This window comes from Bradyrhizobium sp. cf659 (assembly GCF_900113725.1).
GTDB lineage: Bacteria > Pseudomonadota > Alphaproteobacteria > Rhizobiales > Xanthobacteraceae > Bradyrhizobium.
In genome coordinates this window covers 507057-532893 of sequence record NZ_FOQJ01000004.1, presented here as the reverse complement: position 1 = coordinate 532893, position 25837 = coordinate 507057, and the positions used below count along the sequence as shown (strand labels likewise).

The window sequence follows — 25837 nt, the reverse complement described above, 5'->3', positions numbered from 1 at the left end:
TCCTGGCGAAAGCCAGGACCCATTACCCCAACAAGAAGTTTGGCGAAGACCGGCCGTTCGGGATCAGCACCACCCGCACTCGATAGATCACGCGGTATGGGTCCTGGCTTTCGCCAGGACGACGATGTGGAAGCATCGTGCCTCTACATCGTCACGACGGCGGTAGGCGGACTACACCTTCCCGTCCACCATCACCTCGATCAGCTTCGTTCCGGGCCGGCCAAACGCCGACGACAGCGTCGCCTTCAGCTCGCGGGGGTCGCTGATCTTGATCGCCTCGCAGCCCAGCGCCTTGGCGATCCCGGCGAAATCCACCGGCGGGTCGACGAAATCCATGCCGACATAATTGTCGTCGCCATGGAAGGCGAGCAGGCGCTGCTTGATGATGCGATAGCCGCCATTGTTGGCGATGACGACGTTGAGCGGCAGCTTGTGATGTGCCGCCGTCCACAGCGACTGGATCGAATACATCGCACTGCCGTCGCCGGAGAAGCACACCACGGGACGATCCGGATTGGCGATGCTGACGCCAACCGATGCCGGCAGGCCCCAGCCGATGCCGCCCGAGGCAAGGCCGTGATAGCCGAAGCGATCGCGGTGCGGACGCAGGTTCGTGATCTGGCGGCTGGAGGTGAGGCCTTCATCGACGAGAATGGCGTTCTCGGGCATGGCTTCTACCATGTGCAGCACCAGATAGTCGGGATCGATCGGCGTGCGCCCCGCGCTCTTGCCGATCTGCTCGACCAAAGCGGCGCGGCGCGCGCTCCAGTTCTTCGGCGCGAGCTCGGCGAGACGCTGGCTGGCGCGTTGCGCCAGTGCCGGACCGCCGATCTCCTTCAACACCGGAATCAACGCGCGCAGCGTTTCCTTCACGTCCGCCTTCAGCGCAATCTCCGCGCCAAAATTCTTGGCGATCTCCCAGTCGACGAGGCCGACCTGCAGAATCGGCAATCCGTCCGGCAGCGGGTCGACTTCGCTATAGACCGACATGCGCACTGGATCGCCGCCGAGCGCGACCAGGAGATCGTAGGGCGCGAGCGTATCGCGTGCGACCTTCTGGACGCGCGCCAGCGTGCCGACGAAGCTCAGGCTTTCCGAGAGGAAGTGCGAGCCATAGGCGGTCGAGGATTGATAGGCGGCAGCGCCGAGCAGCTCGGCGAGTTCGGCCGCCTCCTTCAGCGCATCGCTCTTGACCACCTCGTCCATGGTGACGATGACAGGACGTTCGGCCTTGAGCAGCCGCGCGGCAAAGGCCTTCAGCGCTTCGTCCGACGGTCTGGTGCGCGCGTCGATGCGGGTGGAGCGGCCAAGATCGATGCCGGCTTCGCTGTTGAGGATGTCTCCGGGCAGCGAGATGAACACCGGCCCGGTCGGCGGCGTCATCGCGACCTTGGCGGCCCGGCGCACGATGCGCGGCAGATCCTCGAGCCGCGTCACCTCGACGGCCCATTTCACCAGCGGCTCGGCCATGCGCACCAGCGGACCGTACAGCACCGGCTCCATCAGGCCGTGGCCCTGCTCCTGCTGGCCCGCGGTCAAGATCATCGGGGTACCCGTGAACTGGGCGTTGTAGAGCGAGCCCATGGCGTTGCCGAGGCCGGGCGCGACATGGACGTTGCAGGCGACGAGCTTGCCGGAGGCGCGGCTGTAGCCATCGGCGATCGCCACCACCAGGCTCTCCTGCATCGCCATCACATAGGTGAGGTCAGGATGGTCCTTCAGCGCATGCATGATCGGCAGCTCGGTGGTCCCGGGGTTGCCGAACAGGTGGGTAATGCCCTCGTCCTTGAGCAGCGCGAGAAAAGCGGAGCGGCCGGTGATCTTGTTCTTCATGTTTCCTCCAGAAGCGGGCGTTGCCGCAAGGACGGAGGCATGATGGCCGAAATCGCGGGAGCCGCGCAAGGAAGCGCGGTCATGGCTGCGTTGCGTGGGCGCGCGCCGATCACTCTCGTGTCCCGGACGCGACGCAGCGCGTAGCGTTGCGACGCAGAGCCGGGACCCATCGTGCACCGACACCGCTGTCAGATGGGCCCCGGCTCAGCAGCGCATCACCGAAGGGGTGCTGCGCTGCGTCCGGGGCACGAGCGGAGCTACATCTCATCCCGTCCCAATTCGAACAAATCCTCGCCGCTAGCGCGCTTCTTCTTTTTCGAGCGCTGCCAGACCACACCGGGAAAGCCTTTCAGCGGCACCAGCGGCTCGCCGGTATAGGCCCATTCCTGGAGCTCCTCGATGGCGATGTGATAGAGCGGCTGGCGGCCGGTGCGCTCCTTGAACAGGGCGCGCGGGATGTTGACCATGTGCGGGCCCCGCGGGCGCTCGTAGGCGATCGGCGTGCCACAATGCGAGCAAAAGCTGCGCGCGGTCTTGGTGGCCTTGTCCTCGTAGCGCGTGAGCGCAGTCTTGCCGGAGGTGATGCGAAAGCGCTTCTTCCAGCTGCCGACATAGGTCGCGTAAGCCGCGCCATGGGCGCGGCGGCTACTGGCGGAATGATCATGCCAGGCCCAGCGCGCGGGAACGTCGATCTCGAAGGTGACCTTGCCGCAGAGGCATTGGCCGGTGGCTATACCTGCTGCGGCTGCGGCTTTGGCCATGATGTTTCCTCATCGTCATTGCCAGCGTAGCGAAGCAATCCAGACCGCCTCCACGGAAAGACTCTGGCTTGCTTCGCTACGCTCACAATGACGGAAATTGTGTTGACGGTCGCGCAACAAATCAAGCTCGTCATTCCGGGGCGATGCGAAGCATCGAGCCCGGAATCCATCCCACCTCCAGGCATGCGGCCCGATGGATTCCGGGCTCGCGACGTCGTCGCGCCCCGGAATGACGGAAGAGAACGCCTACGCCGGCGTCAGCTCGTCATACGCCGGATAGTCCGTATACCCCCTCTCCTCGCCGCCGTAGAACGTCGCGCGATTGTAGGGGGTGATCGGATAATCGTGCTCAAAGCGCCGCGGCAGATCGGGGTTGGAGATGAAGATGCGGCCGAAGGCGATGATGTCGGCGTGGCCGTCGGCGATTGCCGCATTCGCGGTCTCGCCGGTAAAGCCGCCGGCCGTCATCAGCACGCCGCTGTAGAACGGACGGAACAGCACCATCGCCGAGGGCACGTTCTCCCAGTGGACGTCGGCACGGCCGGCGCCGCTGGAGCGCGGCTCGATGAAGTGCAGATAGGCGAGACCGAGCTTGTCGAGCGCCTTCACGACATGGGTGTAGAGCGGCATCGGATCGGGCTCGCCGGAATCGTTGGCGATGCCGTGCGGCGACAGCCGCACGGCGACGCGGTCTGCCCCCCAGACGTCGATCGCGGCCTGCGTGACTTCGAGCAGAAGCCGCGCGCGGTTCTCGATCGATCCGCCATATTGATCGGTGCGCTGGTTGCTGCGCGATTGCAGGAACTGCTCGAGCAGATAGCCGTTGGCGCCGTGGATCTCGACGCCGTCGAAGCCGGCGGCGAGCGCATTCTTCGCGCCCTGCCTGAAGGCCTCGACGATGCCCTTGACCTCGTCCGTCTCCAGCGCGCGGGGCGACTCGTAGTCGGCGATCTTGCCGTCGGCCGTCATCGCCTTCATGCCCTCGGCCTTGATCGCAATCGCCGAGGCCGAAACCGGCAGCGCGCCACCGTGGAAGGAGGAATGCGAGACGCGGCCGACATGCCAGAGCTGGAGGAAGATGATGCCGCCCTTGGCATGCACGGCATCGACCACCTCGCGCCAGCCGGCGATCTGGGCGTCCGAATAGATGCCGGGCGTTGCCGGATTGCCGCGGCCGTGCGAGAGCACCGGCGAGGCTTCGGCGATGAGCAGGCCGCCTTGCGTGGCGCGCTGGCCGTAATATTCGGCATTGAGCGGCCGCGGCGAAAAGCTGCCGCGCTCGGCGCGCATGCGCGTGAGCGGCGCCATCGCGACGCGATGCGCCAGCTTGTACGGACCGACCTGCAACGGTTTGAACAACGCCGGGAATTTCATGCTGGCCCCAAAGTGGCTATGGAAGGATGCGGATCATATAGCGAAGGGCGGTCACCGGAAAAGATGCCGCCCCCGCAAAAGCAAATATTCCCTCCCGCGGAACGCGCGGGAGGGAATAGACCTTACGCCGTCTTGATCCACACGGCCTTCACGTTGAGATACTCCTCGACGTGCTGCTTGCCGGATTCGCGGCCGTAACCGCTCATCTTGTAGCCGCCGAAGGGCACGGCCGGGTCCATCGCCTGGTAGCAGTTCACCCACACCGAGCCGGCGCGCAGGCTCTTCGCAACCGCATGCGCCTTGCTGACGTCGCGCGTCCACAGGCCCGAGCCGAGGCCGAACGTGGTGTTGTTGGCGCGCTTGACCAGCTCGTCCATGTCCTTGAACGCGATCGCGGAGATGACGGGACCAAAGATCTCCTCCTGCGCGATGCGCATATTATCCTGCACGCCCGCGAACACGGTCGGAGAGACGAAGAAGCCCTTCGACAGCGCGCCTTCGGTGACGCGGCCGCCGCCGGCGAGCGCCCGCGCGCCTTCCTTCTGGCCGATGTCGAGATAGCCGGTGACGCGCTCGAGCTGCTGCTCGGAGACGAGCGGGCCGATCTGCACATTGGGATCGAGGCCGTTGCCGACCTGCAGCTTCTTGCCGAACTCGGCGACACGGCCGACAAACTCCTCGTAGATCGACTGCTCGACGAACAGGCGCGTGCCGGCGCTGCAGATCTGGCCGGAGTTGGCAAACACCGCCATCGCGGCACCGGGCACGGCGGCATCGAGATCGGCATCCGCGAACACGATGTCCGGCGACTTGCCGCCGAGCTCGAGCGAGACGCGCTTGAGGTTGCCGGCCGAAGCGCGGATGATCGACTGTCCCGTGACATGCGAGCCGATGAAGGCGACCTTGTCGACGTCGTGATGCGAGGCGAGCGCAGCGCCCGCAGTCTCGCCATAGCCGGGCACGACGTTGACGACGCCGGGCGGAATGCCCGCCTCCATCGCAAGCTCTGCGATGCGCAGCGAGGTCAGCGGCGCCTCTTCGGCGGGCTTGAGCACCACGGTGCAGCCGGTCGCGATCGCGGGGCCGATCTTCCAGATCGTCGCGGTGAGCGGGCCGTTCCAGGGGATGATGGCGCCGACGACGCCGATCGGCTCCTTGAGCGTGTAGGAGAAGATTTCGCCCGGCAGCGAGTTCTCGATGGTTTCGCCGTGGATCGCGGTGGTCTGGCCGGCGTAATAGCGCAGCATGCCGACGGCGCGCAGGCGATAGGCGCGGGTGCGGCTGAGCGGCGCGCCCATGTCGAGCGTGTCGAGCTGCGACAATTCGTCGAAATTCTTCTCGACGAGGTCGGCAAGCTTCAGGAGCAGGTTCTGCCGCTCGAACGGCTTGACCTTGCTCCAGGGTCCTTCGAAGGCGCGGCGAGCGGCGGCGACCGCACGGTCGATGTCTTCCCTGTCGCCCTCGGCAACGGTCGCGAGCAGTTCGCCGGTCGCGGGATTGTGGGTCTCGAAGCGCTTGCCGGAGGCGGCATCGACCCACTTTCCGTCGATCAGCATCTGCTTGTAGGACCCATTGGCGAACGGGTGGCGCGTGATCGGAATAGCCTGCGACACAGCCATGGCTGCACTCCCTGTCAGATGATTGATTGGGTTCGATCTGGGCGGGATCGTTAGGTCAGAGAGAATACAGCGGTGCCGGAAGGGCGTAAAGGCGGCGTGGAACGAAGACCTCCCATGCCGACTTGTGCAGGGTCGCGCGAACGCCATGTTATAGCTCGACCGAACTTGACGCCCCTTCCCGGAGAATGAGCCATGTCGCATCCTGTCATCGCCAAGGACAATGTCGCCGTAATCACCGGGGGCGCATCCGGCATCGGCCTCGCCGCCGCCATGGCCTTCGCACGTGCGGGAATGAAGGTGTGCATCGCCGACGTCGACCAGACACGACTGACCGAGGCCGCAACAAAACTGTCATCCGTCACGGCCGCCACACATGTGATGACATTCGTCGCCGATGTCAGCCGCGCCGAAAGCGTGAAGGAACTGGAACGCGCCGTGGGTGCGCATTTCGGCGGGACCGACATCCTCATGAACAATGCGGGCATCCAGCCCGGCAGCACGCTGTTTGGCGAGCCCGATAATTGGCAGCGCATCATCGCCGTCAACATGTGGGGCATCGTCAACGGCTCGCGCATCTTCGCGCCCAACATGATCGGGCGCGGCAAGGCCGGTCTCATCATCAACACCGGCTCGAAGCAGGGTATCACCACGCCGCCCGGCGATCCCGCTTACAATGTCTCGAAAGCCGGCGTGAAGGCCTTTACGGAAGCGCTCCAGCATGAGCTGCGCAACACGCGAGACTGCCACATCACAGCGCATCTGCTCATTCCCGGCTTCGTCTTCACGGGATTGACCGCCAAGGGCCGCGCCGAGAAGCCGGCGGGAGCCTGGACCCCCGAGCAGACCGTCGACTTCATGATCGCGCGGCTCGAGGCCGGCGATTTCTACATCCTGTGCCCGGACAACGACGTGCCCCGCGCCCTCGACGAAAAGCGCATGCTCTGGGCCGCCGGCGATATCGTGGAGAACCGCCCGCCGCTGTCGCGCTGGCACCCGGATTACGCCGATGCGTTCGCGAAGTTCGTGAAGGGCGGCTAGGCGCCGCGGCCTACAGCGTCTCTTGCTGGTGCCCGCAATTCTTGCAGGCGAACTTGACGCGGGTCTGGCCTTTTGGCGCCTGCACCCGGTTCGGGGCGCCGCACTTGCCGCAGACCGCCTCGATCCGGGTATCGCCCTGCTTGACGACGATGGTCTTCTTTTCCATCGATTCGCGGATCAGGCGCTCGGCCTCCTCTCGCAGGGATTGTTTGGACAAAGCTCATCTCCGCCATGAATGCGGGCGAGGCTTATCGCACCTGCGTCGAAATCACAATCCGTGATGGTGATCGCGGCTCTATCAACATGTCATTCCGGGATGGTCCGCAGGACCAGACCCGGAATCTCGAGATTCCGGGTTCATTCGCTGCGCAAATGCCCCGGAATGACGGTGTATGACTTCAGACCTCGACAATCACATAGCTGTCCTCGACATGCACCGGAAAGGTCTCGGCGACATACGGGCCTTTCTGCAACTCCTCGCCGCGTTCCACGGCGACCGGATAGGACCTGATCTTGACCCGTTTCGAGTCGAACCAGGACTGGCCGTTGCGCATGTCGAATTCCCAGCCGTGCCAGGGACAGCGCAGCATCTCGCCGACGCGCGACCGCTGATAGATGCCCGGTTCGGGCGAGGTCAGCCGCGCCACGCAGGCCGCCTTCTCCAGCGGAGCACCTTCGTGCGGGCAGCGGTTCAGAAGCGCAAAGAACTCTCCGTTGACGTGGAACACGACGATGTCGCGACCCGCGACGTCGACGACCTTGTTGCCGCCGGGCGGGATGTCGGAGGTGCGGGCGACGATGTGACGGGCCATGCTGGTTTCAGAACTTGTAGACCGCGCGGGCATTGGTGCTGAAGATCTTCTTCCGCTCGGCCTCGGTCAGCGGCGTCTTGAAGGCGAAGCGCGGATCGTCAAAATCCCAGTGCGGATAGTCCGACGAGAACAACAGCCGGTCGATGCCGACCCATTCGATCAGCGCGCGCAGGTGCCGGGCCTCGTCCGGCTCGTCGATCGGCTGGGTCGTGAACCAGAAGTGCTCGCGGACATATTCCGACGGCTTGCGCTTGAGATGCGGCACCTCGCTGCGGAAACGCTCGAAATGCTGGTCCATGCGCCACACCGCCGAGGGGATCCAGCCGAAGCCGCCCTCGATGAAGACGATCTTCAGTTTTGGAAAGCGCTCCGGCACGCCCTCGATGACGAGGCTCGCAAGCTGCGCGGCAATGGTGTGCGCGTTCGACTGGTGCTCCTCGACATAATAAGACGGCCAGCCGCCGCCGGTCGGCGCGTGACCGCCATAGCCGCCGACATGGATGCCGAGCGGCAGATCCAGCGCCTGCGCGCGCTCGTAGATCGGCCAGTAGCGGCGGCGGCCGAGCGGCTCGTTGGCCCGCGGCGAGACGTTGATCTGGATGTATTCACCGATCTTGGCGCAGCGCTCGATCTCGGCAATCGCAAGATCGGTCCCGTCCTGCCCGACCAGGATCGAAGCCTTCAGGCGAGGATCGCGGTGCGTCCAGAACGCCAGCTGCCAGTCATTGATCGCACGCTGGATCGCGGCCCCGAATTCGAGATTCTGCTGCGAGAAGATGAAGAGATCGAGCACCTGGAGAATGCCGAACTCGACGTCGAGCGGATCGAGATGCTGCTTGCGCATGAAATCAAGATCGGAGCCGGGCGGCCCACCGGTCGGCGGCCAGGCATCACGCCGCGCGATCAGCGGCGAGGACCGCGGATAGGGCGTGGTGAACAGATAGGGCGTGCGCAGATGGCTGCCGTATTCCTTGAGATGCTGCTGCCAGCGTTTTGGCAGGAACTCGTTGAGATCGTCGGTAGAGCGCAGGCTCGGATGGACGTCACAATCGACGATACGCAGCCGCATCGCGGCAGGCTTTTCATCATCGCGCAACGGACGGTCGATGACCTCACTCATGCGATCCTCCAGAATCTAATTCAAAGACAACCGCGGAAACGTCTCCAGCGGATTGTCGACGCACATCTTCGCGACGATGCTCTTCGGCAGGTTGGGCGGGATCGGATCGTCGCCGTCGAACTGCCAATGCGGGTAGTCGGACGCGAACAGGAACATTTTGTCGGAGCCGATCTGGTCGATGATCTCCTCGACGCTTTTCGCATCGCTAGGTGCATCGAACGGCTGCATGGTGACACGGAAATTGTCGCGGATGATCGATGCAGGCTCGCGCTCGACCCAGGGCACCTCGACGCGCACGCCGCGCCAGGTCTTGTTGGCCCGCCACATGAAGGCCGGCAGCCAGCTCACGCCCGACTCCATCAGCACGACCTTGAGATCGGGGTATTTGCCGAACACGCCCTCATAGATCAGGCTGAGGATCTGCGCCTGAAATGCCTGCGCCTCGACGAAGTAGTATTCATAACGATGCGACGGCCAGCCGGCGGAGCTCGGCGCCTGACGATATTGCGTGCCGGCGTGGATCGCGAGCGGCAGCTTGTATTTCTCCGCGAGCTGATAGACCGGCCAGAAATGCCGCCGGCCCAGCAGCGTCTCGCCCTGCGCCAGCACCAGGATGGAGACGAAGCGATTGTCGCCGGCGCGGCGCTCGATCTCCTCGATCGCGAGATCCGGCGCCTGCATCGGCACGACGATCGAGGCGCGCAGGCGGGAATCGCGCGCGAGCCATTCGGCGGCGATCCAGTCGTTGATCGCCTTGCAGAAGTCCGCCGCCATGTAGGCGTCGAACACGGCCTGCGCACCATAGAGCACGTTGAGGATGGCGTGGCTCGCGCCCAACTGGTCGAACGCGCCCTTCTGCACCATGGCGAGATCGGAGCCCGGCTTGGCGCCATTGGCCGGCCGCCAGTCGGCGCGGCCCGAAAGCGGCATGCCCGGCGGATAGGAGGTGAGGTCGAGCCCGTCGATCGCCCGGCTCACCACCTGCTCTTTCCAGTGATCGCTGAGATAGGGCAGCAGCGTCGTGCGCGTGCCACCAACCGCCGGGTGGATGTCGCAGTCGATCCGCGTCACCGCCATGGATGCTTCCTCGCCGAGATCTTGTAAGCAGGTCCTTATTGGCGGCGTTCTTGGTGCGCCGCCTGGGCAGAGTGCTCCGGCCGCCATCGCTTCGCAAGGGCGCGCGCCCGCGCGATCCGTCATGGCTCGGTTGCATTTCGCAGGCGCGATATGCGGATCAGTCGGGCGGTGGATGCTCCGACACCACCGCGTCAGATTGCAAACCGTTGCGCACTTCTCCTCAAGCCGCCTTGGAAACCTCCATCAGCAGACGCTCGGCCTTGGCATCCTCGATGCGGTTCATCAGCCGGCCGCTCTCGTGATTGTCGCGCACCGTCTTGGTCAGCGTGATGCAGGTCTGGATCAGCATCACGATGCCCATGGTGAGATAGCCCTTCATCCAGAGGTCGATCGGCAGGAAGAAGATCCCGACGGCGACGAGGAACGCGGAGGCCGCGAAGGACACGTAAGTGAAGGTCACCCAGGCGTTGCTGTGGGGCTGGCCGTTCTGGTTCATGGTCGTCTCCTGTTGGTTCGAATGATGATGGGATCTGAGTTCAGGCAGTCGGCGTGCGCTTGGACTTCAACCGCGCCAGCACATCGTCCGCGGTCGTCTTGAGCCGGGGGCCGAAGCCCTGCTCGGCGAGTCGTTCGGCGGTCGCAAGCGGACCGGTGGCCGCATCGAGCTCAAACAGCGCATCGTCGGCGGCCTGGGCCTCAATCTGTCGCCCGCGCAGGCGCCTCAAGGTGCTCTCCGCTTCCGGCAGCGTGGATTCGTAAGGACGTGCGGCCTCGATGCCGCTGCGGCGAAGCGAGCGCACCGCTTCCGAGGCACGGGCAAGGCGACGGCCGCGATCGAGCTCGGTGATGCGGGCCTGGGCGCTTGCAACGTGCCGCTTCAGCCGGGCGATCTCGGTCGCGAACAGCGCGCGGGCCGTCATCGCCGCATCGCGGTCGGCCTCGAGGCCCGCGATGGCTTCGGCTGCCTCCTTGGCGAGGTCCTCGCGGCCGCCATCGAGCGCCGCCACCGCGCGGGTCTCTAGATCGGCGATGCGAGCGACGGTCGCCTCGAGCTTGCGGCCTTCCTGCTGGTCCTGCGCGATCGCCAGCGCCAGCGTCCGCTTGCTGCGCTCGACGGCCGCAGCCGCATCGCGCATGTGCTGGTCGAGGATCAGCAGGGCCGTACGGTCCTCCAGTTCCTCGCCCGCGGCGGCCACGCTGCCGCGGAAAAGTGTCACGACGGTCTTGAACATCTGCAGCTCCCTGTTTATGAGCGTTGCTCACACATGCTTTGTAGCAGGAATCTTGAACATCGTTCAATAAAAAAATGAGCGACGCTCAAGAATTTGACTCCAGATGACTAAGGCCTTGGAACGTCGAGCGAAACTTCGGACCGACCTGATCCAGGCGGCCGAGCGGATGATCGCTGAGCGGGGGTTGGCGGGTCTGAAAACCCGCGATCTGGCCCGCGAGATCGGCTGCGCCAATGGCGCGGTCTACAATCTCGTCGCCGACGTGGACGAACTGATCCTGCGTGTCGGTTCGCGCACCCTGCTTCGCCTCGATGAGGCGCTCAGCGCAGCGGAAAGCGCGGGTGATCCTTCGCCACATGAGACGCTGATCCGCATTGCGATTGCCTATTGCGATTTCGCCGCCGAAAATCTCGAGCTCTGGCGCGCGCTGTTCGAGCACCGCATGGAGGCCGACAAGGCCGTCCCCGACTGGTCCGTCAACGACCAGATGCAGCTGTTCCGCCACATCTATCATCCGCTGGCGCTGCTGCTTCCCAAGCGCAGCCCCGAGGAACTCGGCATCACCGCGCGCAGCCTGTTCTCGGCGGTGCATGGCATGGTGGCGCTGGGGCTGGAACAGAAGCTGGTCGCCGTTCCGCTGCCGGCGCTGCGGAACGAGATCGCGGGCCTCGTGCGCGCGATGCTGGACGGGCTGGTCGCGCGCGCGCGGCGTAGAGCCCGAAGAACCGCAGCGAAATTGTCGGCGGCGACTGACTAAAATTTCGCCTGTCGCATCGTGGGCAGCGCGCTTAGCCTTCACGGCACCCCGTCCCCTCACCTCTGTCCGGAGTCTCCCATGCCCCTCCTCATCCGCGGCGGCACCGTCGTCAATCACGATCATTCGCGCCGCGCGGACGTGCTGATCGACGGCGAGACCATCGTCGCGGTCGGGACATCGCTCGACGCGCCGACGGGTGCCGAGATCATCGACGCCGGCGGCGCCTACATCATCCCGGGCGGCATCGATCCGCACACCCATCTCGAAATGCCGTTCATGGGCACCGTCACCGCCGACGATTTTGAATCGGGAACGAAGGCGGCGCTGACCGGCGGCACCACCATGGTGGTGGATTTCTGCCTGCCAGATCCCGGCCAGTCGATGCTCGCGGCCTATCAGGAGTGGCGGCACAAATCCGAGAAGGCGGCGGCCGACTACGGATTCCACATGGCGGTGACGTCGTGGTCGAAGCAGATCTATGACGAGATGGAGACCGTGGTCAAAACCTACGGCATCAACACCTTCAAGCACTTCATGGCCTACAAGGGCGCGCTGATGGTGAACGACGACGAGCTCTACAACTCGTTCGCGCGCTGCGCCCATCTCGGCGCCATGCCTGTTGTCCATGCGGAGAACGGCGACGTCGTCGCCCTGATGCAGGAGGCACTGATCGCGCGCGGCGTCACCGGTCCCGAGGGCCACGCTTATTCGCGGCCGCCGGAAGTCGAGGGCGAAGCCACCAACCGCGCCATCATGATCGCAGACATGACGGGCACGCCGGTCTATATCGTGCACACGAGCTGCCGCGAGGCGCATGAGGCGATCGCGCGGGCGCGCGCGGCGGGAAAACGCGTCTACGGCGAACCGCTGATCCAGCATCTGCTGCTCGATGCCGGCGAGTACCAGAACAAGGACTGGGATCACTCCGCGCAGCGCGTGATGTCGCCGCCGTTCCGCGACAAGTCGCACCAGGATAGTCTTTGGGCCGGCCTGCAAGCCGGCTCGCTCCAGGTGGTCGCGACCGACCATTGCGCCTTCACCACGGAGCAGAAGCGGTTCGGGCTCGGCGATTTCAGAAAGATTCCGAACGGCACCGGCGGCCTCGAAGACCGCCTCGCGCTGTTGTGGACCGCGGGCGTCGCGACGGGACGGCTGACGAAGGAAGAGTTCGTCGCGGTGACCTCGGCAAACATCGCCCGCATCCTCAACATCTATCCGCGCAAGGGCGCGGTCGCCGTGGGCTCGGATGCCGATATCGTGGTGTGGGACCCCAAGGCGACAAAGCGCATCAGCGCAAAGCGGCAGATGAGCCGGATCGACTACAATGTGTTCGAAGGCTTTGCCTGCACCGGCGGACCGGCGGCGACGCTCTCGCGCGGCAGCATTGTCTGGAAGGATGGCGACCTGCGCGCCGAGGCAGGCGATGGCCGCTACATCGAACGCCCCGCCTTCTCGCCCGTGCATGTGGCGAATTCGACATGGAAAGAGCTGACCACCCCGCGCGCGGTCGCACGCGGAGCGGTGACGCCTTAAGCACGCGATCCGCGCGGGTTGCGACGCCATGAAGCGCGGCTGATGGCACGCGCTTTGCCTCTTTATATCGCAACTTTCTCTCAAGGAGGCCGCGATGAGCGCATCATCTTCCGACATGAACCGTCGCAGCGTCGTGCTCGGCGGCCTCGGCATCGCCGGAATGACGGCGATCGCGCCACGCTTCGCCCGGGCGCAGGGGCGCAGCGAGACGCTGCTGGTGGTGCAGGAGCTGGGGCCGAATTCGCTCGACATGCAGGGCGTCGGCTCCAACCAGACCGTGAACGGCCTGTCCTGGAATTGCTACGATCGCCTGCTGACCTACGCCTCCAAGACGCTGCCCGATGGGACCGTGTCCTATGATCGCGAGAAGCTCGCGCCGGAGCTCGCCGAGAGCTGGGAGGTTGCGGCCGACGGCATGTCCTGCACCTTCAAGCTTCGCAAGGACGCGAAATTCCACGACGGCACGCCGGTCACGGCCAGGGACGTCAAATGGTCGTTCGACCGCGCGGTGAAGGTCGGCGGCTTTCCGACCTTTCAGATGTCGGCGGGATCGCTGGAAAAGCCCGAGCAGTTCGTGGTGGTCGACGACCACACCTTCCGCATCGATTATGTCCGCAAGGACAAGATGCTGCTGTTCAACGTCGCGGTGGTCGTGCCCTTCATCATCAACTCCGAACTCGCCAAGAAGAACGCAACGCCTGAGGATCCGTGGGCGCTGGCCTGGCTGAAGACCAACGAGGCCGGCGGCGGCGCCTACAGGATCGAGAGCTGGAAGCCCGGCAGCGAGACCGTGCTGGCGCGCTTCGACGACTGGAAGAGCGGACCACTGCCGAAGGTCAAGCGCGTGATCGCACGCGACGTCCCCTCCGCGGGCACCCGGCGCGCCATGCTGGAGCGGGGCGATGCCGATATCTCCAGCGGCTTTGCGCCGCGCGATTTCGAGCAGATCATCAGGGAGGGCAAGGTCAAGGTATCAGGCGTGCCGATCCCGAACGCGCTGTGGTACGTCGCGCTGAACACGGCAAAGCCGCCGTTCGACAATGCCAGGCTGCGCCGGGCCATCGCCTGGGCGATGCCTTACGAGCAGATCCAGAGCAGCGCCTTCTTCGGACGCGCCGTCCCCATGTATGGCGGCGCGGCCGATGTCTCAAAGCCGGTCTGGCCGCAGCCGTTTCCCTATGTCACCGATCTGGACAAGGCCAAGGCCCTGATGAAAGAGGCCGGCCTCGAGTCCGGGCTGGAAACGACGCTGTCGCTCGACACCGGTACTGCGACCGTCGGCGAGCCGACCGCGATCCTGATCCAGGAGAGCCTCGCCAAGATCGGCATCAAGGCGTCGATCGAAAAAATCCCCGGCGCGAACTGGCGCACGACGCTGAACAAGAAGGAGCTGCCGCTCGCGCTCAACCGCTTCAGCGGCTGGCTCGATTATCCCGAATATTACTTCTACTGGAATTTCCACGGCAACAACTCGATCTTCAACATCTCCTCCTACCAAAACAAGGAGATGGACGCGCTGATCGACAAGGCACGCTTCACCGCGGATGCGGTCGAGTACGACAAGGCCGTGAAGGATTTCATCGCGCTCTGCATGCGTGACGTTCCCGTCATTCCGCTCAACCAGCCGATCCACGACGTCGCCATGCAGAAAGGCATCACCGGCTACGAGTTCTGGTTTCACCGCGAGCCGGACTACCGTCAGTTCGCGAAGGGCTAGTGCCGATCGACGACGCGGACGAGGCCTGAGGGGCCTCGCGCCTGCTCGGTCGGAAAGCCCCTTTCCAGCCGCGCCTCGCTCGCACGCAGCATCGCCGCATCGAGCTTGCCTTGCCGCGATCCGTCCAGCGCGCAGGCAAAGATCCGGTAGAACTGCGCACCGTCATAGGCGACCAGCAGCAGATCGACGCCGGCATTGATCGCCTCGATCACGGCCTTGCAGACGTCGTGCTGGTAGATCGCGCCCATCACGAGGTCGTCGGTCATCACCATGCCCTGGTAATTCCAGCTGTCGCGGATGATGCCCTGGACGACTCGCTTCGAGTGCGAGGCGGCGCGATCGGGATCGACGGCGGTGAGCGTGACATGGCCGACCATGAGCGCGCTGCGCGAACGCGACAGCACCTCGCGGAACGGGAGCCAGTCGGTTGCTTCCAGCTCCCTAACCGGCGTGTCGAGATTGGCGCTGAAATGATGCGTGTCGGTGCGCACGCGCCCGATGCCGGGAAAATGCTTGAGCGTGGCGCCGACGCCGGACTCCTCCAGCCCGCGCACATAGGCGTTCGCGATCGTGCTGACCACGACGGGATCGGTCGCAATCGCCCGTTGACCGATCAGCGTGTGGAAGTCGAAACGATTGCGGCGGACCGGCGGCTTGAGGTCGAGCACCGGCGCGAGATTGAGATTGACGCCGAGGCCGGCGAGCTCGCGGCCGTGGATACGGCCAAACTCTTCGGCTTTGGCCTGCTGGTCGTCGGGAGCGAGCCCGGTGAGGGTCGCCAATGCCGGCACCTTCGTCAGCGGCGGCGCGAGATGCCCGACGATGCCGCCCTCCTGGTCGGCGGCGACGACCAGCGGCGGCAGGCTAGCTGCCCGCCGCTTGTCCTGGAGCGCCGCGATCTCGGCACGCAGCGTCTCGACCGTCCGGCCGCGGATGTTGTGCCGGGTCACGTAGACGCCGCCGATCAGGCCCTGCTCGGCAAGACGCGCGATCTCGGGGAAAGAGGAGTAGCCGACCATGAAGTGAGGCCCGAGCTGCCGCGCCTCGGCGGCACTCGTCGCCAGAACATCGTGCCTGCGCAGCTCGAACTTCAGATGTGCGGCCGACATCAACAGCGGCGGCAGGCACCAGAGCAAGACGAGAAGCTTGCCGGCCATGGTGCGCCACCGCCCTCTGCGAAGCAGAAGCATGACGATCGCGATGCTTGCAGCGACAAGCACGATGTTTCCGGCACCGCGCAGCGGGACCAGATAAGGATCGTTCTTGTTCGCGGCCGCGAATGCGACGAGGGGCGCGGTCAGCCAGAGCAGGATGAGACCGATACGTCGGAGGAATTGCATGATGCGCCACATGAAGGTGATGAATGCTTCGCACCTAACAAGGCGATTTGCGCTGCGCGAGGGGCAAAAGCGCGCCTGCACGAAAACTGCAAAAGACTCCTGAAACCGTGCAGACGATGATCCCGCCTTCTGCACAAGCAGCGTTCAGACTTCGTGATGTCACCCATCACGAGAGGTCTTCCGGACATGACGAGCCTGGCTTCGACGATCGCAGCGGACATCCAGCCGATCAGGCATTCCTCGATTCCGGCCAAGGTCGGCCTCGCGCTGGCGCTGGCCGCGCTCGCCGACTGGCTGTTCTATGGCGAGCGGATCGGACTTCCTCTCACGCTCTTTGCCGTTGCGATCGGCTGCGCGTCCGTGCTCTTCAACCATGAGGCACTTGATTTTCGGCGCGCGGCGATCGGCGGCACGATCTTCATGCTCGGCCTCATGCCCGCCGTCGAGGAGCTCAACACGCTGTCGTTCCTGATCCTGGTCACGTCGCTGACGATTGCGCTGCTGCTCGCGACCAACCCGGAGACGACTGAACTTGGCGACCGCGCCCGCGCGCTGCGCAACTTTGTCCTGCTCGGTCCCTTCAGGTTCTTCCCCGAGGCGCTCCAGATCTTCAACATGTCGGCCTTCACCCGCGGCATCGCGCTCTGGCTGCTGCCGGCGGCGCTCGGCGCGGTGTTCGTCGCGCTGTTCGCAGCGGCCAATCCGGTGATCGAGCAGTGGGTGTCGCTCCTCAATCCAAAACTCATCTTCGAATATGTCAGCGTCTGGCGCGTGCTGTTCTGGACTTTGACGCCGGCGCTGGTCTGGCCATTCATCCATGTGCGCTGGCGGCGCAGGAAGGTTCTCACCACGACCGTCGACGATGGCCCGGTGCCGCCGCCGCTCCCGCCCCTGGTCCCGGCCGAGTTCGTGGGCCCCTCGGCGATTCTGCGCTCGCTGATCCTGTTCAACCTGCTGTTCGCAGCACAGTCCATCCTCGACGGCATCTATCTCTGGGGCCATGTGGCGCTGCCGGCCAACCTGACCTACGCGGCCTATGCCCATCGCGGCGCCTATCCGCTGATCGCGACCGCCCTGCTCGCCGCTGCCTTCGTGCTGGTGGCAATGCGCCCGGGCGGACCGGTGGAGAAATCGAAAGTGATTCGCCCGCTCGTCTATCTCTGGGTGGGGCAGAACGTGCTGCTGGTCGCCTCCTCCATCCTCCGCCTCGATCTCTACGTCGGCATCTACATGCTGACCTACTGGCGCATCGCGGCCTTCATCTGGATGGGGCTGGTGGCGCTCGGGCTAGTCCTGATCGTGGCCCGCATCGCGCTCAACCGGTCCAACCGGTGGCTCGTCAGTGCCAACCTGATCGCGTTAACAATCGTGCTCTATAGTGCCTCGCTGGTGAACTTCGATGCGTTCATTGCAGACTACAATCTGACGCACAGCAGTGAAATGTCGGGCAAGGGCGTGGCAATCGATGCCAACTATCTCCTCACACTCGGACCGCAGGCGCTGCCCGCGCTCGACAAGGTCATCGCCCATCGCCCGGGCGACGACTGCCTTGCGCGCCGCCGCGATCGGCTTGTAGAAGCTCAGCGGCTGGACATGGCCTGGCGGGCCTGGGGCTTTCGGAGCTGGCGGCTGCAGCGCCGGCTCGATGCTCTGGCCAAAAGCCAGCCCGGCAATCAGCCGGCAGGGTGAGCGGAGAGTTTCTTGGCGCATCGCATTCTCATCGTCGACGACGAAGGCCATATCCGCGAGGTCATCCGCGTCGCGCTGAAGAAGGCCGGCATGGATGTGATCGAGGCGCGCGACGGCAAGGAGGCGCTCGCCCGCTTTGCCGCCGACAAGCCCGACCTGATCGTGCTCGATATCGGCATGCCCGAGTTCGACGGCCTCGACGTCTGCCGCGAGATACGCAAGAGCTCCGACGTGCCGATCCTGTTCCTGTCGGCGCGCGACGAGGAGATCGACCGCATCCTGGGCCTCGAGATCGGCGGCGACGATTACGTGACAAAACCGTTCAGCCCGCGCGAGCTGGTGGCGCGGGTCAACGTCATTCTGCGCCGCCTCAGCCCGCGCAACGGCGAGGCCAAGGCCGGGCCGAGCGCGCTGGCGCAAGGCGGCCTGCTGATCGATCCCGAGCAGCATGTCGCGTCCTTCGCCGGCACGCCGCTGAAGCTGACCGCGATCGAGTTCGGCATTTTGCGCGCGTTCCTGACCCGGCCGACCTCGGTGTTCAACCGCGAACAGCTGATGCGGGCGGCCTATCAGCTCAACATCCAGGTCTCCGACCGCACCATCGACAGCCACATCCGCAACATCCGCGCCAAGCTCGCGGCGCTGGCTTGCGACAACGTGATCGAGACCATCCACGGCGTCGGCTTCAAGCTCGGCCGCTGCGAGAAACAGGCATGAGCGCGGCGCCCGACAAATGGCGGCCGTCGCTCGGGCTCGTCATCTTCGCGGTGCTGGCGACCGTCGCGGTGCTGCCGCTGGTCGGCCTGTTCTTCTTCCGCCTCTACGACAACCAGCTGATCCGCCAGACCCAGGCCGAGCTGATCGCGCAAAGCCGCGTGCTGGCGACGATCTATGCGCAGGAGGTCACCGCGCGGCTCGATAGCGGCCTCACGCTCGGCGCCGAGGTGCCTCCGGGCGTGCTGCCCGATCCCGGCGACCAGGTCACGCCGATCCGTCCCGCGCTTGACCTGACCGCCAACGATTTGTTGCGGCGGCGGCCCGATGCGCAAGCCGCAATCCGGCCGGCGCAGCCGGCCTATGTCGAGATCGGCGCAAGGCTGACGCCGATCATCCGCGAGACCCAGAAGGTGACGCTGGCGGGCTTTCGCATCCTCGATCCGCAGGGTGTGGTGATCGCCGGACGGCAGGAGGTCGGCCAGTCGCTCGCCCATATCGAGGAGGTCGCGGACGCGCTGCACGGGCAGTACCGCGCCACCTTGCGCAACCGCGTGCCGGACAAGCCGCCGCCGCCGATCTATTCCTTCAGCCGCGGCCTCGGCGTGCACGTGTTCTCGGCGATGCCGGTCATCGTCAACAACCGCGTTGCGGGGGTGATCTACACCACGCGGACGCCGAGCAACATCTTCGACCATCTCTACCAGGAGCGGGCCAAGTTCGTGCTGGCCGGGCTTGCCGTGATCCTCGGCACGATCGCGATCGGGCTGGTGTTCTCGCGCACCATCACGCTGCCGATGCGCGAATTGATCGACCGCGCCGCGCGGATCGGCCGCGGCGACCGCGAGGCGTTCCAGCCGCTCCGCCATTACGGCACGCGCGAGTTCGCCCAGCTCTCGCACAGCTTCCTCGGCATGGCCGAGCAGCTGGCGCGCCGCTCCGACTATATCGCGACGTTCTCGGCCCACCTCACCCACGAGCTGAAGTCGCCGCTGACCTCGATCAAGGGCGCGGCCGAGCTGCTGCAGGATTCGGTTCAAGGCAAGGCTGGCAGCCTGACACCGGCCGAGCAGGCGACGTTCATCGCCAACATCCTGTCCGACACCCAGCGGCTGGAGGCGATGGCGCAGCGGCTGCGCGAGCTGGCCCGCGCCGAGAGCCTGCCGCAGAATGAGCGCACCGAGCTTGCGCCCGTCATCGCCGACCTCAGGAGCCGGTTTCCGGCAAGCTCAATCTCGGCCAGCGGCAGCCTCGACCGGGTGATCGGCATGTCCGGCGAGAAGGCATTGATTGTGCTGTCGCATCTCGCCGACAACGCGGTGCGGCACAAGGCGAGGTCAATCAGGCTGGAGGCGGTGGACGAGCGGACGACCCTGCTTCTGACCGCGAGCAATGACGGCGAGCCGATCTCGGCGCCGAACCGCGACAGGATCTTCGACGCCTTCTTTACCACCCGCCGCGACCAGGGCGGCACCGGGATGGGGCTGGCAATCGCGCGCGCGGTGATGGCGAGCCATGGCGGCTCGATGAGGCTGAAGCCGACCGACGAGGGCGCGGCCTTCGAGCTGCAGTTTCCGGTCGCCTAGATTGCGAACACCCAGGCGGCGACGATGGTGCCGATGGTGACGAGACCAGCGATGGTCCAGCCGGCGGCATATTCCAGTTCAGGGTGACCGGTCGCCCGCATGATCTCTGCCGGATCGGCGGTATGCTTCTCTGCCATGACAGCCTCGCACGTTTCTCCCCGTGTCTATGGATTAAGTCGCACCAGCCGCCATAAGGTTCCATCACGGACATGCGAGGAATAAAAAACGCGAAAACAACCCCATGCACAGTAGAAGGCCTGCTCCGGCGCGAGGCGGGGTCGCGCCGCACAACCTTCTGACACACCGGTGCAAAACGACCCCGCCGCGCAATTCCCGCGCGCACCGCGCCTTGCCTTCCAAATCCGGTTGCATGCTAGACTAGACGCTGTCCACGGCAGGAGGGAAGCATGGCCGACAACAAGGCAAAGCGGGGCGGAGCCGATCGCACCCTGATTGCGGTCACCGAGAAATACGAAGTCGCCTATTGGTCGAAGAAGTTCAAGGTGACGCCGGCCAAGCTGAAATACGCCGTCAAGAAGGTCGGCCACTCCGCCAAAAAGGTCGAGGCCTACATCAAGCTCCAGAAGCACCGCGCCTCCGACAAGAGCCGGATCGCGCTCGGCGAGGCCTACGAGGTCCGCTACTGGTCGAAGAAATTCAAGATCACCCCGGCCAGGCTGAAGGCCGCCGTGGCCGCAGCCGGCCATTCCTCCAAGAAGGTGGAAGCGTATCTGGCGGCCCAGAAGGCGGCGAAAAAGGCCAAGAAGGCGAAGAAAACGGTCAAACGGAAGAAGGCCGCCTGAGATTTCGTGCCCATTTTCGGACTCTTGGAGGCAGGGATGAAATCCGGCCGATCGATCCTATCCTGCGCCCTTGTTCTTGCCGCCACGTCCCACCTCGCCGGCGCCTCCGCAGCCACGCCCGCAAAGGTCTCGGGCGCGACGGCGCTGGCGCTCGCGGGCGTGATCGCGCCGCTGTCGCCGAATCTCACCGGTGCCGAGAAGAAGGCGGTGGCGATGCTGTTCGCCGCCAATGCCGACATTCCCTACAAGAAGGCCATCGTCGTGACGGCCGACCGGATCGTCTGCCGCACCGGCAATGTCGACATCACCGTTCGCAATTGCGAGGTGACCTTCGGCAAGAAGGTGAAGACCGTGAACGGCTCCACCGCCAACGAGATCTTCGCCACCGAAGCGCTGGCCGGCGTTCCGCCCGACGGCGCGGCGGGATCGAATTTCGAGAGCCTCGCCAAGCTGAGCTGCACGATCGACCCCAACGCGATCAGGCGGAAGGACGGCAGCGGCGCGGATTGCACATTCGAGCCGGGGAATTGAGAGCCGAAGGTGCCGTCAAATCGCCTCAAGACCAGCCAACTAATAAGGCGAATTGAAAAGACAGGCCCCGACAGCGAGCCAATATGAGCGCGCAAGGCCCGGCACCATCATGAAGAATTATCTCGCATTTTTGCTTGTACTGACCGTCTCGACAGCCTCCGCACATGGTCCGGTCCCGACGCGGCTGGCTGCGCCGTCCGATCTCGTCCGCGTCGGGCTCACCGACAACGACACCACCGCCGGCGGCACCGCGCGGCTCTGCGAGCAGGTCACCTTCGCGCGCGGCCTGCGCTACGGCGAGAGCGAAGCCAATGTGCTCGATGTCGCCACCAGCGCGACCAAGGCGGATACGCCGCGGCCGGTGCTGCTGTTCGTGGCGGGCGACACCTTCACGGGCGACCATGCGGCGCCGGAGCTGTCGCGCCAGATCCAGGACCAGGCCATGTGCTTTGCCGCGCGCAACGACATGATCGGGGTGCGCGTCAGCTATCGCCTCGCGCCATCGGCGACCTGGCCCGTCGGGGCGACCGACGTGGCGGCGGCGCTGTCCTGGGTTCACGGCAATATCGACCTGTTCAATGGCGACGCCCGCGAGATCGTCGCGGTCGGCTATGGCGCCGGCGCCTTTCACGTCGCCACTCTGCTGGCGCATCCCGAGTTCCAGACCGACCGCGCCGACGTCGCGGGCGTCGTGCTGGTGTCCGGAATCTACCGTGCGGGCAAGGACGCCAGCGACAGCGTGAAGGCCTATCTCGGCGGCGACGCCAGCCAGTACGACAAGCGCTCGGTCTTCCCTGGCATCCTCAATGTCGACGTGCCGATCGTGCTGGCCTGGGCCGCGGACGATTCCGCCGGGCTGGTGGCACAGGGCGAGACCCTGAAGAAGACGCTCTGCGGCGCCGGCCATTGTCCGCGCGGCACCATCCTGCGCAGCCGCGACGGCATCGCCGCCGCCTTCGGCCTCGACGGCTCCGGCGACAGCCTCGCCGAGCCGACGCTGCTACTGGTGCATCAGCTCGAGGCGCGGGGACTGCCGTAGCGGGGCGTTGCCTCCCAGACAATTGTCTCGCCGGCGTTAGCACGCCTCAAACCACGATTCGCGATTTGGCCGCCGCCTGGACCGCCGCATGCTATCTAGGAGAGTTATCTGGAACATTTCTATCTATGGGGGGTTCGCTAGAGACCGAGGAAACCGGCGTTCGCACAACTGTGTGACGCGCCGCCGCCACGATCGGAAAACCGATGCTCAAGTTGCTTGCGCGATGCGCGGTGATCTCTGTTGTGTTGATTTCGGCGTCGGCCGCCGAACCGGTCAAGCTCAAATTGGCCTTCCCCAGCTCCGACCGCTCGACGAGTTATCTCGCCGCGGTCAGACCATTTGTCGACGCGGTCAACGCCGAAGCAAGAGGCCTGATCGAAATCGAAACCTATTTCAGCGGCGTGCTCGGCAAGGATCCGGCTGAGCAGCCCCAGCTCGTGCTCGATGGTACGGCCGACATCGCCTACGTCGTGACAGGCCTGACGCGCAACCGGTTCGCAGATAATGCAATCATCGAGATGCCCGGTCTGTTTACGAGCATGCGGGAGTCCGTTGCCGTGTTCACCCGGCTCGTGGCCGCCAATGCTTTGCAAGGATACGATGACTACACCGTGATCGGCGCCTACGTCACCGAACCGGAGACGATCCACAGCAAGATCCCGATCACGTCGCTGAATGATTTGAAGGGCAAGAGAATTCGCGTCAATAATCCCGGCGAAGCCGCCGCGCTGGAAAAACTCGGAGCGCAGCCCGTGTTTCTGGCGGTCACCAAGATCTCAGAAGCCATCGGCAACGGCAGCATCGATGGCGCGCTCGTGCCACCGTCTCCATTGGTCGACTATGGCATCAAACGCGTTGCAACTTATCATTACCTTCTTGGAATCAGCGGCGCGCCATTGATGGTTTTGATGAACCGAAAAACGTTCGATCGGCTGCCCGAATTGGCCCAGGCGATCATCCTCAAATACAGTGGTGAGTGGGCTGCCGCGCGCTTCATGGATACCTACGAAGCGGTGGAAAACAGCATTATGCGGGAACTGAAATCCGATCCGAAGCGCCAAGTGATCATGCCCTCGTCGTCGGACCTAGATGCGGCAAATGCCGTGTTCGCAGCCATTGCGAATGATTGGGCTTCAAAAAGTGAGCGCAATGCCGAACTGCTGAAAACGGTCCGGACCGAGCTCACGAAAATGCGATCGACCCGGTAGCCGCGGATGCCGTCGCTCGCCAACATCTGGCCTCAGCGAAACATCGTCACCATCGTCGCTGCGCTCGCCATTCTGTTGACGGGTACCGGGATGACCCTGAAGATCACGACCGATCACCTTCTCCGCCAAGATGCGATGTCGACCGCACAGAGCTGGGCGAGTTTCCTGGCGGCCAGCGTCACCGATCTTGAGCAGATCGCCGGCGGCGAGCAGCCTTCAGCCGCGAGTCTGAGGTTCTTCCTGTCGGCGCGAAATTCCGGCGAGGTCTTTCACTACGAAATATTCAACCGCAATGGCTACTCCCAGCTCGTTTCGACTCGCGAGAAGATCGCGCTCGTCGACTTGTCCGAATACAGCCCCGATGCGGCGCGATCAGTGATTGACGGTCGTCCGATCGTCGACGTCAGGGAGGGAAGTTCGCCCGACCGACCGGCATTCTTCGCTCGCGCCTATGTCCCGATCCAGACCGATGGTCGCCTCACCGCGGTCGTTGCGGCCTACGTGGATGAAACCGAGCAACGCAAGAATGTCCACAATACGTTCCTGACCGCGGCCATATTCCTTTGCCTGCTGTCGGGCCTCGCCTTCTCCATTCCCGCGATTGCGTGGTACCGTGAAACAAAGGTGAAACAGGCTGACCGACGCATCCGTTTCCTCGCCCACCATGACGCGTTGACCGGACTGACCAATCGTCCCCATCTGATCGAAAAACTGGAGAGAGCTCTCGCTCACTTGCCGAAGCGGGGCGGCAGCCTTGCCGTGCACTTCATCGACGTCGACCGCTTCAAGGAGGTCAACGATACGCTTGGTCATGACGGCGGCGATTTTCTGCTCAAGACCATCGCGGAGCGTCTGCGTGCAACGGTCCGGATCGACGACGTGGTGGCCCGGCTCGGCGGGGACGAGTTCGTCGTCGTGCAGTATGACGTCGCCGGCAGGACGCAGGCCGAGTCGTTTGCGCGCCATCTTGCCACCGCTGTAAATGCTCCGGTGAAGTTCAAGCAGCACGAGATCCTCACCACCGCCAGCATCGGCGTGGCCCTGGCGCCGGAGGAAGCCACCACCGCGGAGCAGTTGCTCAAGAACGCCGATCTGGCGCTGTACGCGGCCAAGGCAGCCGGACGCAATTGCATCCGGTTTTTCCTGCCCGAGATGGATACTGCGTTGCAAGCGCGGATCGAGCTCGAGAGGACGATCCGCGAGGCGGTGCTAAATGATCGCTTCGAACTGCATTACCAGCCGCTCTTCGAAATGTCTCAGCGCCGCCTTGTCGGCTTCGAAGCGCTGATCCGTATGCCCGCGGCGGACGGAACGCTCATTCCGCCATTGACCTTCATTCCCGTCGCCGAGGAGTTGCGGCTTATCGACCAGATCGGGGCGTGGGTATTGCGGGAAGCATGCCGCACCGCCGCGACCTGGCCGGAACACCTGACCGTTGCGGTGAACCTGTCGCCCGCGCAGTTCGTGGCGGGCAGCATCAGCGGCATCGTCGCCGCCGCACTGAAAGAGGCGGGCCTCGCGGTGCACCGGCTCGAATTGGAGATCACCGAAAGCCTGCTGCTCGGCAACACCGAAACGATCATGGCGCAGCTCCAGACGCTCAAGGCGATGGGCGTAGCCATAGTGATGGACGATTTCGGGGCCGGCTATTCGAGCTTCAGTTATCTGTGGCGCTTTCCGTTCGACAAAATCAAGATCGATCGAAGCTTCATGCAGGGCCTCGACGGCTCCCATTGTCAGGTCGGGACGGTGGTGAAAGCGATCATCGCGCTCGGACGCGAGTTGCACATGCGAGTGACGGTCGAAGGCGTCGAAACCGCCAACCAGGCGGCTTTTCTCGAATCGGCCGACGGTGATCAGGCCCAGGGGTTCTTCTTCGGCCGGCCGGTCCCCGCCTCGGAGCTCAGCGCCAGCATTCTCGCGGACTTTGAGAAGACAACGCCGACACCTTCGTCCGCGGCTGCACAAGCGGCCCGCCACGTTCGGCGCGTCAGCACGCCTGCCGTTTTCTCTCGAGGCTGACAGACAACGCTGCTTTAAAGCCGGCGACCCAG

24 protein-coding genes are annotated in these 25837 nt (G+C 64.6%); 12 read left to right on the top strand and 12 right to left on the bottom strand.

The window, feature by feature from the left end; all coding sequences use genetic code 11:
• Positions 1 to 171 precede the first annotated feature (171 nt).
• From BM118_RS21520 to BM118_RS21505, 4 genes are all read right to left on the bottom strand, one after another.
• A complete protein-coding gene (locus BM118_RS21520; protein WP_092187474.1) occupies positions 172 to 1833 on the bottom strand; it encodes a thiamine pyrophosphate-binding protein in 1662 nt (553 codons plus the stop codon).
• Positions 1834 to 2090: 257 nt separating this feature from the next.
• Positions 2091 to 2594, bottom strand: a complete 504-nt coding sequence (locus BM118_RS21515) for a GFA family protein (protein ID WP_092187472.1) — start codon at positions 2592 to 2594, stop codon at positions 2091 to 2093.
• Between the two features lie 246 nt (positions 2595 to 2840).
• Positions 2841 to 3968, bottom strand: a complete 1128-nt coding sequence (locus BM118_RS21510; protein ID WP_092187471.1) for an alkene reductase — start codon at positions 3966 to 3968, stop codon at positions 2841 to 2843.
• 122 nt (positions 3969 to 4090) lie between these two features.
• Positions 4091 to 5587: an aldehyde dehydrogenase family protein gene (locus BM118_RS21505; RefSeq protein WP_177234531.1), complete on the bottom strand. Its 1497-nt coding sequence runs from the start codon at positions 5585 to 5587 to the stop codon at positions 4091 to 4093.
• Positions 5588 to 5779: 192 nt separating this feature from the next.
• On the opposite strand from BM118_RS21505, the gene BM118_RS21500 reads away from it, so the two are divergent.
• On the top strand, positions 5780 to 6625 hold the full coding sequence (locus BM118_RS21500; RefSeq protein ID WP_092187469.1) for an SDR family NAD(P)-dependent oxidoreductase: 846 nt from the start codon (positions 5780 to 5782) through the stop codon (positions 6623 to 6625).
• A 10-nt stretch (positions 6626 to 6635) separates the two neighbouring features.
• Here the strand turns inward: BM118_RS21500 and BM118_RS21495 are convergent, their stop codons facing one another.
• The 6 genes from BM118_RS21495 to BM118_RS21470 all read right to left on the bottom strand — a co-directional run bounded on the left by BM118_RS21495 (position 6636) and on the right by BM118_RS21470 (position 10866).
• Positions 6636 to 6842: a hypothetical protein gene (locus BM118_RS21495; protein ID WP_092187468.1), complete on the bottom strand. Its 207-nt coding sequence runs from the start codon at positions 6840 to 6842 to the stop codon at positions 6636 to 6638.
• 181 nt (positions 6843 to 7023) lie between these two features.
• Positions 7024 to 7437: a Rieske (2Fe-2S) protein gene (locus tag BM118_RS21490; RefSeq protein ID WP_177234530.1), complete on the bottom strand. Its 414-nt coding sequence runs from the start codon at positions 7435 to 7437 to the stop codon at positions 7024 to 7026.
• A gap of 7 nt (positions 7438 to 7444) precedes the next feature.
• A complete protein-coding gene (locus BM118_RS21485) occupies positions 7445 to 8557 on the bottom strand; it encodes an amidohydrolase family protein (RefSeq protein WP_092187466.1) in 1113 nt (370 codons plus the stop codon).
• Between the two features lie 15 nt (positions 8558 to 8572).
• The gene (locus tag BM118_RS21480) at positions 8573 to 9634 is read right to left on the bottom strand and encodes an amidohydrolase family protein (RefSeq protein ID WP_092187465.1); all 1062 of its coding nucleotides are present in this window, start codon (positions 9632 to 9634) and stop codon (positions 8573 to 8575) included.
• 220 nt (positions 9635 to 9854) lie between these two features.
• Positions 9855 to 10130: a YiaA/YiaB family inner membrane protein gene (locus BM118_RS21475; protein WP_027547438.1), complete on the bottom strand. Its 276-nt coding sequence runs from the start codon at positions 10128 to 10130 to the stop codon at positions 9855 to 9857.
• Positions 10131 to 10170: 40 nt separating this feature from the next.
• Complete coding sequence (locus tag BM118_RS21470) at positions 10171 to 10866, bottom strand: PspA/IM30 family protein (protein ID WP_092187464.1); 696 nt, start codon at positions 10864 to 10866, stop codon at positions 10171 to 10173.
• Positions 10867 to 10969: 103 nt separating this feature from the next.
• Between BM118_RS21470 and BM118_RS21465 the strand changes: the two genes are divergently transcribed.
• From BM118_RS21465 to BM118_RS21455, 3 genes are all read left to right on the top strand, one after another.
• Entirely contained in the window at positions 10970 to 11623 is a 654-nt protein-coding gene (locus BM118_RS21465; protein ID WP_092187463.1) for a TetR/AcrR family transcriptional regulator, read from the top strand.
• A gap of 78 nt (positions 11624 to 11701) precedes the next feature.
• Complete coding sequence (gene hydA / locus BM118_RS21460) at positions 11702 to 13156, top strand: dihydropyrimidinase (RefSeq protein WP_092187462.1); 1455 nt, start codon at positions 11702 to 11704, stop codon at positions 13154 to 13156.
• Positions 13157 to 13250: 94 nt separating this feature from the next.
• Positions 13251 to 14873, top strand: a complete 1623-nt coding sequence (locus tag BM118_RS21455) for an ABC transporter substrate-binding protein (RefSeq protein WP_177234529.1) — start codon at positions 13251 to 13253, stop codon at positions 14871 to 14873.
• Here BM118_RS21455 and BM118_RS21450 read toward each other — a convergent pair.
• On the bottom strand, positions 14870 to 16213 hold the full coding sequence (locus BM118_RS21450; RefSeq protein ID WP_092187592.1) for a glycoside hydrolase family 3 N-terminal domain-containing protein: 1344 nt from the start codon (positions 16211 to 16213) through the stop codon (positions 14870 to 14872). The two genes, BM118_RS21455 and BM118_RS21450, sit on opposite strands and share 4 nt — an antisense overlap.
• A 186-nt stretch (positions 16214 to 16399) precedes the next feature.
• Between BM118_RS21450 and BM118_RS21445 the strand changes: the two genes are divergently transcribed.
• Genes BM118_RS21445 through BM118_RS21435 form a run of 3 tightly spaced genes read left to right on the top strand, consistent with a single transcriptional unit; the run spans position 16400 to position 20202 of the window.
• Positions 16400 to 17902: a DUF4153 domain-containing protein gene (locus BM118_RS21445; protein ID WP_177234528.1), complete on the top strand. Its 1503-nt coding sequence runs from the start codon at positions 16400 to 16402 to the stop codon at positions 17900 to 17902.
• Between the two features lie 12 nt (positions 17903 to 17914).
• Positions 17915 to 18619: a response regulator gene (locus BM118_RS21440; RefSeq protein WP_092187458.1), complete on the top strand. Its 705-nt coding sequence runs from the start codon at positions 17915 to 17917 to the stop codon at positions 18617 to 18619.
• Positions 18616 to 20202: an ATP-binding protein gene (locus tag BM118_RS21435; RefSeq protein ID WP_092187457.1), complete on the top strand. Its 1587-nt coding sequence runs from the start codon at positions 18616 to 18618 to the stop codon at positions 20200 to 20202. The genes BM118_RS21440 and BM118_RS21435 overlap by 4 nt, the downstream gene beginning before the upstream one ends.
• Here BM118_RS21435 and BM118_RS41530 read toward each other — a convergent pair.
• The gene (locus tag BM118_RS41530) at positions 20199 to 20339 is read right to left on the bottom strand and encodes a hypothetical protein (RefSeq protein WP_007597071.1); all 141 of its coding nucleotides are present in this window, start codon (positions 20337 to 20339) and stop codon (positions 20199 to 20201) included. The two genes, BM118_RS21435 and BM118_RS41530, sit on opposite strands and share 4 nt — an antisense overlap.
• Before the next feature lie 270 nt (positions 20340 to 20609).
• Here BM118_RS41530 and BM118_RS21430 point away from each other — a divergent pair, with 270 nt between their 5' ends.
• The 5 genes from BM118_RS21430 (at position 20610) to BM118_RS21410 (ending at position 25805) form a co-directional block, all read left to right on the top strand.
• Entirely contained in the window at positions 20610 to 21005 is a 396-nt protein-coding gene (locus BM118_RS21430) for a DUF3606 domain-containing protein (RefSeq protein WP_092187456.1), read from the top strand.
• Between the two features lie 36 nt (positions 21006 to 21041).
• Positions 21042 to 21536: a hypothetical protein gene (locus BM118_RS21425; RefSeq protein WP_092187455.1), complete on the top strand. Its 495-nt coding sequence runs from the start codon at positions 21042 to 21044 to the stop codon at positions 21534 to 21536.
• A gap of 109 nt (positions 21537 to 21645) precedes the next feature.
• Positions 21646 to 22575: an alpha/beta hydrolase gene (locus BM118_RS21420; protein WP_092187454.1), complete on the top strand. Its 930-nt coding sequence runs from the start codon at positions 21646 to 21648 to the stop codon at positions 22573 to 22575.
• A 203-nt stretch (positions 22576 to 22778) separates the two neighbouring features.
• Positions 22779 to 23783: a TRAP transporter substrate-binding protein DctP gene (dctP, locus tag BM118_RS21415; protein WP_092187453.1), complete on the top strand. Its 1005-nt coding sequence runs from the start codon at positions 22779 to 22781 to the stop codon at positions 23781 to 23783.
• A 6-nt stretch (positions 23784 to 23789) separates the two neighbouring features.
• Positions 23790 to 25805 (top strand): putative bifunctional diguanylate cyclase/phosphodiesterase, encoded by a 2016-nt coding sequence (locus BM118_RS21410; RefSeq protein ID WP_092187452.1) that lies wholly within the window; start codon positions 23790 to 23792, stop codon positions 25803 to 25805.
• Positions 25806 to 25837 lie beyond the last annotated feature (32 nt).

What these genes read in the sequence shown, in the direction of transcription:
- BM118_RS21465 (WP_092187463.1), top strand. Translation starts at nt 10,970, where the DNA reads ATGACTAAGGCCTTGGAACGTCGAGCGAAACTTCGGACCGACCTGATC.
- BM118_RS21410 (WP_092187452.1), top strand. Translation starts at nt 23,790, where the DNA reads ATGCCGTCGCTCGCCAACATCTGGCCTCAGCGAAACATCGTCACCATC.
- BM118_RS21510 (WP_092187471.1), bottom strand. Translation starts at nt 3,968, where the DNA reads ATGAAATTCCCGGCGTTGTTCAAACCGTTGCAGGTCGGTCCGTACAAG.
- dctP (WP_092187453.1), top strand. Translation starts at nt 22,779, where the DNA reads ATGCTCAAGTTGCTTGCGCGATGCGCGGTGATCTCTGTTGTGTTGATT.
- BM118_RS21450 (WP_092187592.1), bottom strand. Translation starts at nt 16,213, where the DNA reads ATGCAATTCCTCCGACGTATCGGTCTCATCCTGCTCTGGCTGACCGCG.
- BM118_RS21455 (WP_177234529.1), top strand. Translation starts at nt 13,251, where the DNA reads ATGAGCGCATCATCTTCCGACATGAACCGTCGCAGCGTCGTGCTCGGC.
- BM118_RS41530 (WP_007597071.1), bottom strand. Translation starts at nt 20,339, where the DNA reads ATGGCAGAGAAGCATACCGCCGATCCGGCAGAGATCATGCGGGCGACC.
- BM118_RS21475 (WP_027547438.1), bottom strand. Translation starts at nt 10,130, where the DNA reads ATGAACCAGAACGGCCAGCCCCACAGCAACGCCTGGGTGACCTTCACT.
- BM118_RS21425 (WP_092187455.1), top strand. Translation starts at nt 21,042, where the DNA reads ATGAAATCCGGCCGATCGATCCTATCCTGCGCCCTTGTTCTTGCCGCC.
- BM118_RS21420 (WP_092187454.1), top strand. Translation starts at nt 21,646, where the DNA reads ATGAAGAATTATCTCGCATTTTTGCTTGTACTGACCGTCTCGACAGCC.
- BM118_RS21445 (WP_177234528.1), top strand. Translation starts at nt 16,400, where the DNA reads ATGACGAGCCTGGCTTCGACGATCGCAGCGGACATCCAGCCGATCAGG.
- BM118_RS21485 (WP_092187466.1), bottom strand. Translation starts at nt 8,557, where the DNA reads ATGAGTGAGGTCATCGACCGTCCGTTGCGCGATGATGAAAAGCCTGCC.
- BM118_RS21505 (WP_177234531.1), bottom strand. Translation starts at nt 5,587, where the DNA reads ATGGCTGTGTCGCAGGCTATTCCGATCACGCGCCACCCGTTCGCCAAT.
- BM118_RS21480 (WP_092187465.1), bottom strand. Translation starts at nt 9,634, where the DNA reads ATGGCGGTGACGCGGATCGACTGCGACATCCACCCGGCGGTTGGTGGC.
- BM118_RS21430 (WP_092187456.1), top strand. Translation starts at nt 20,610, where the DNA reads ATGGCCGACAACAAGGCAAAGCGGGGCGGAGCCGATCGCACCCTGATT.
- BM118_RS21435 (WP_092187457.1), top strand. Translation starts at nt 18,616, where the DNA reads ATGAGCGCGGCGCCCGACAAATGGCGGCCGTCGCTCGGGCTCGTCATC.
- BM118_RS21500 (WP_092187469.1), top strand. Translation starts at nt 5,780, where the DNA reads ATGTCGCATCCTGTCATCGCCAAGGACAATGTCGCCGTAATCACCGGG.
- BM118_RS21470 (WP_092187464.1), bottom strand. Translation starts at nt 10,866, where the DNA reads ATGTTCAAGACCGTCGTGACACTTTTCCGCGGCAGCGTGGCCGCCGCG.
- BM118_RS21490 (WP_177234530.1), bottom strand. Translation starts at nt 7,437, where the DNA reads ATGGCCCGTCACATCGTCGCCCGCACCTCCGACATCCCGCCCGGCGGC.
- BM118_RS21515 (WP_092187472.1), bottom strand. Translation starts at nt 2,594, where the DNA reads ATGGCCAAAGCCGCAGCCGCAGCAGGTATAGCCACCGGCCAATGCCTC.
- hydA (WP_092187462.1), top strand. Translation starts at nt 11,702, where the DNA reads ATGCCCCTCCTCATCCGCGGCGGCACCGTCGTCAATCACGATCATTCG.
- BM118_RS21520 (WP_092187474.1), bottom strand. Translation starts at nt 1,833, where the DNA reads ATGAAGAACAAGATCACCGGCCGCTCCGCTTTTCTCGCGCTGCTCAAG.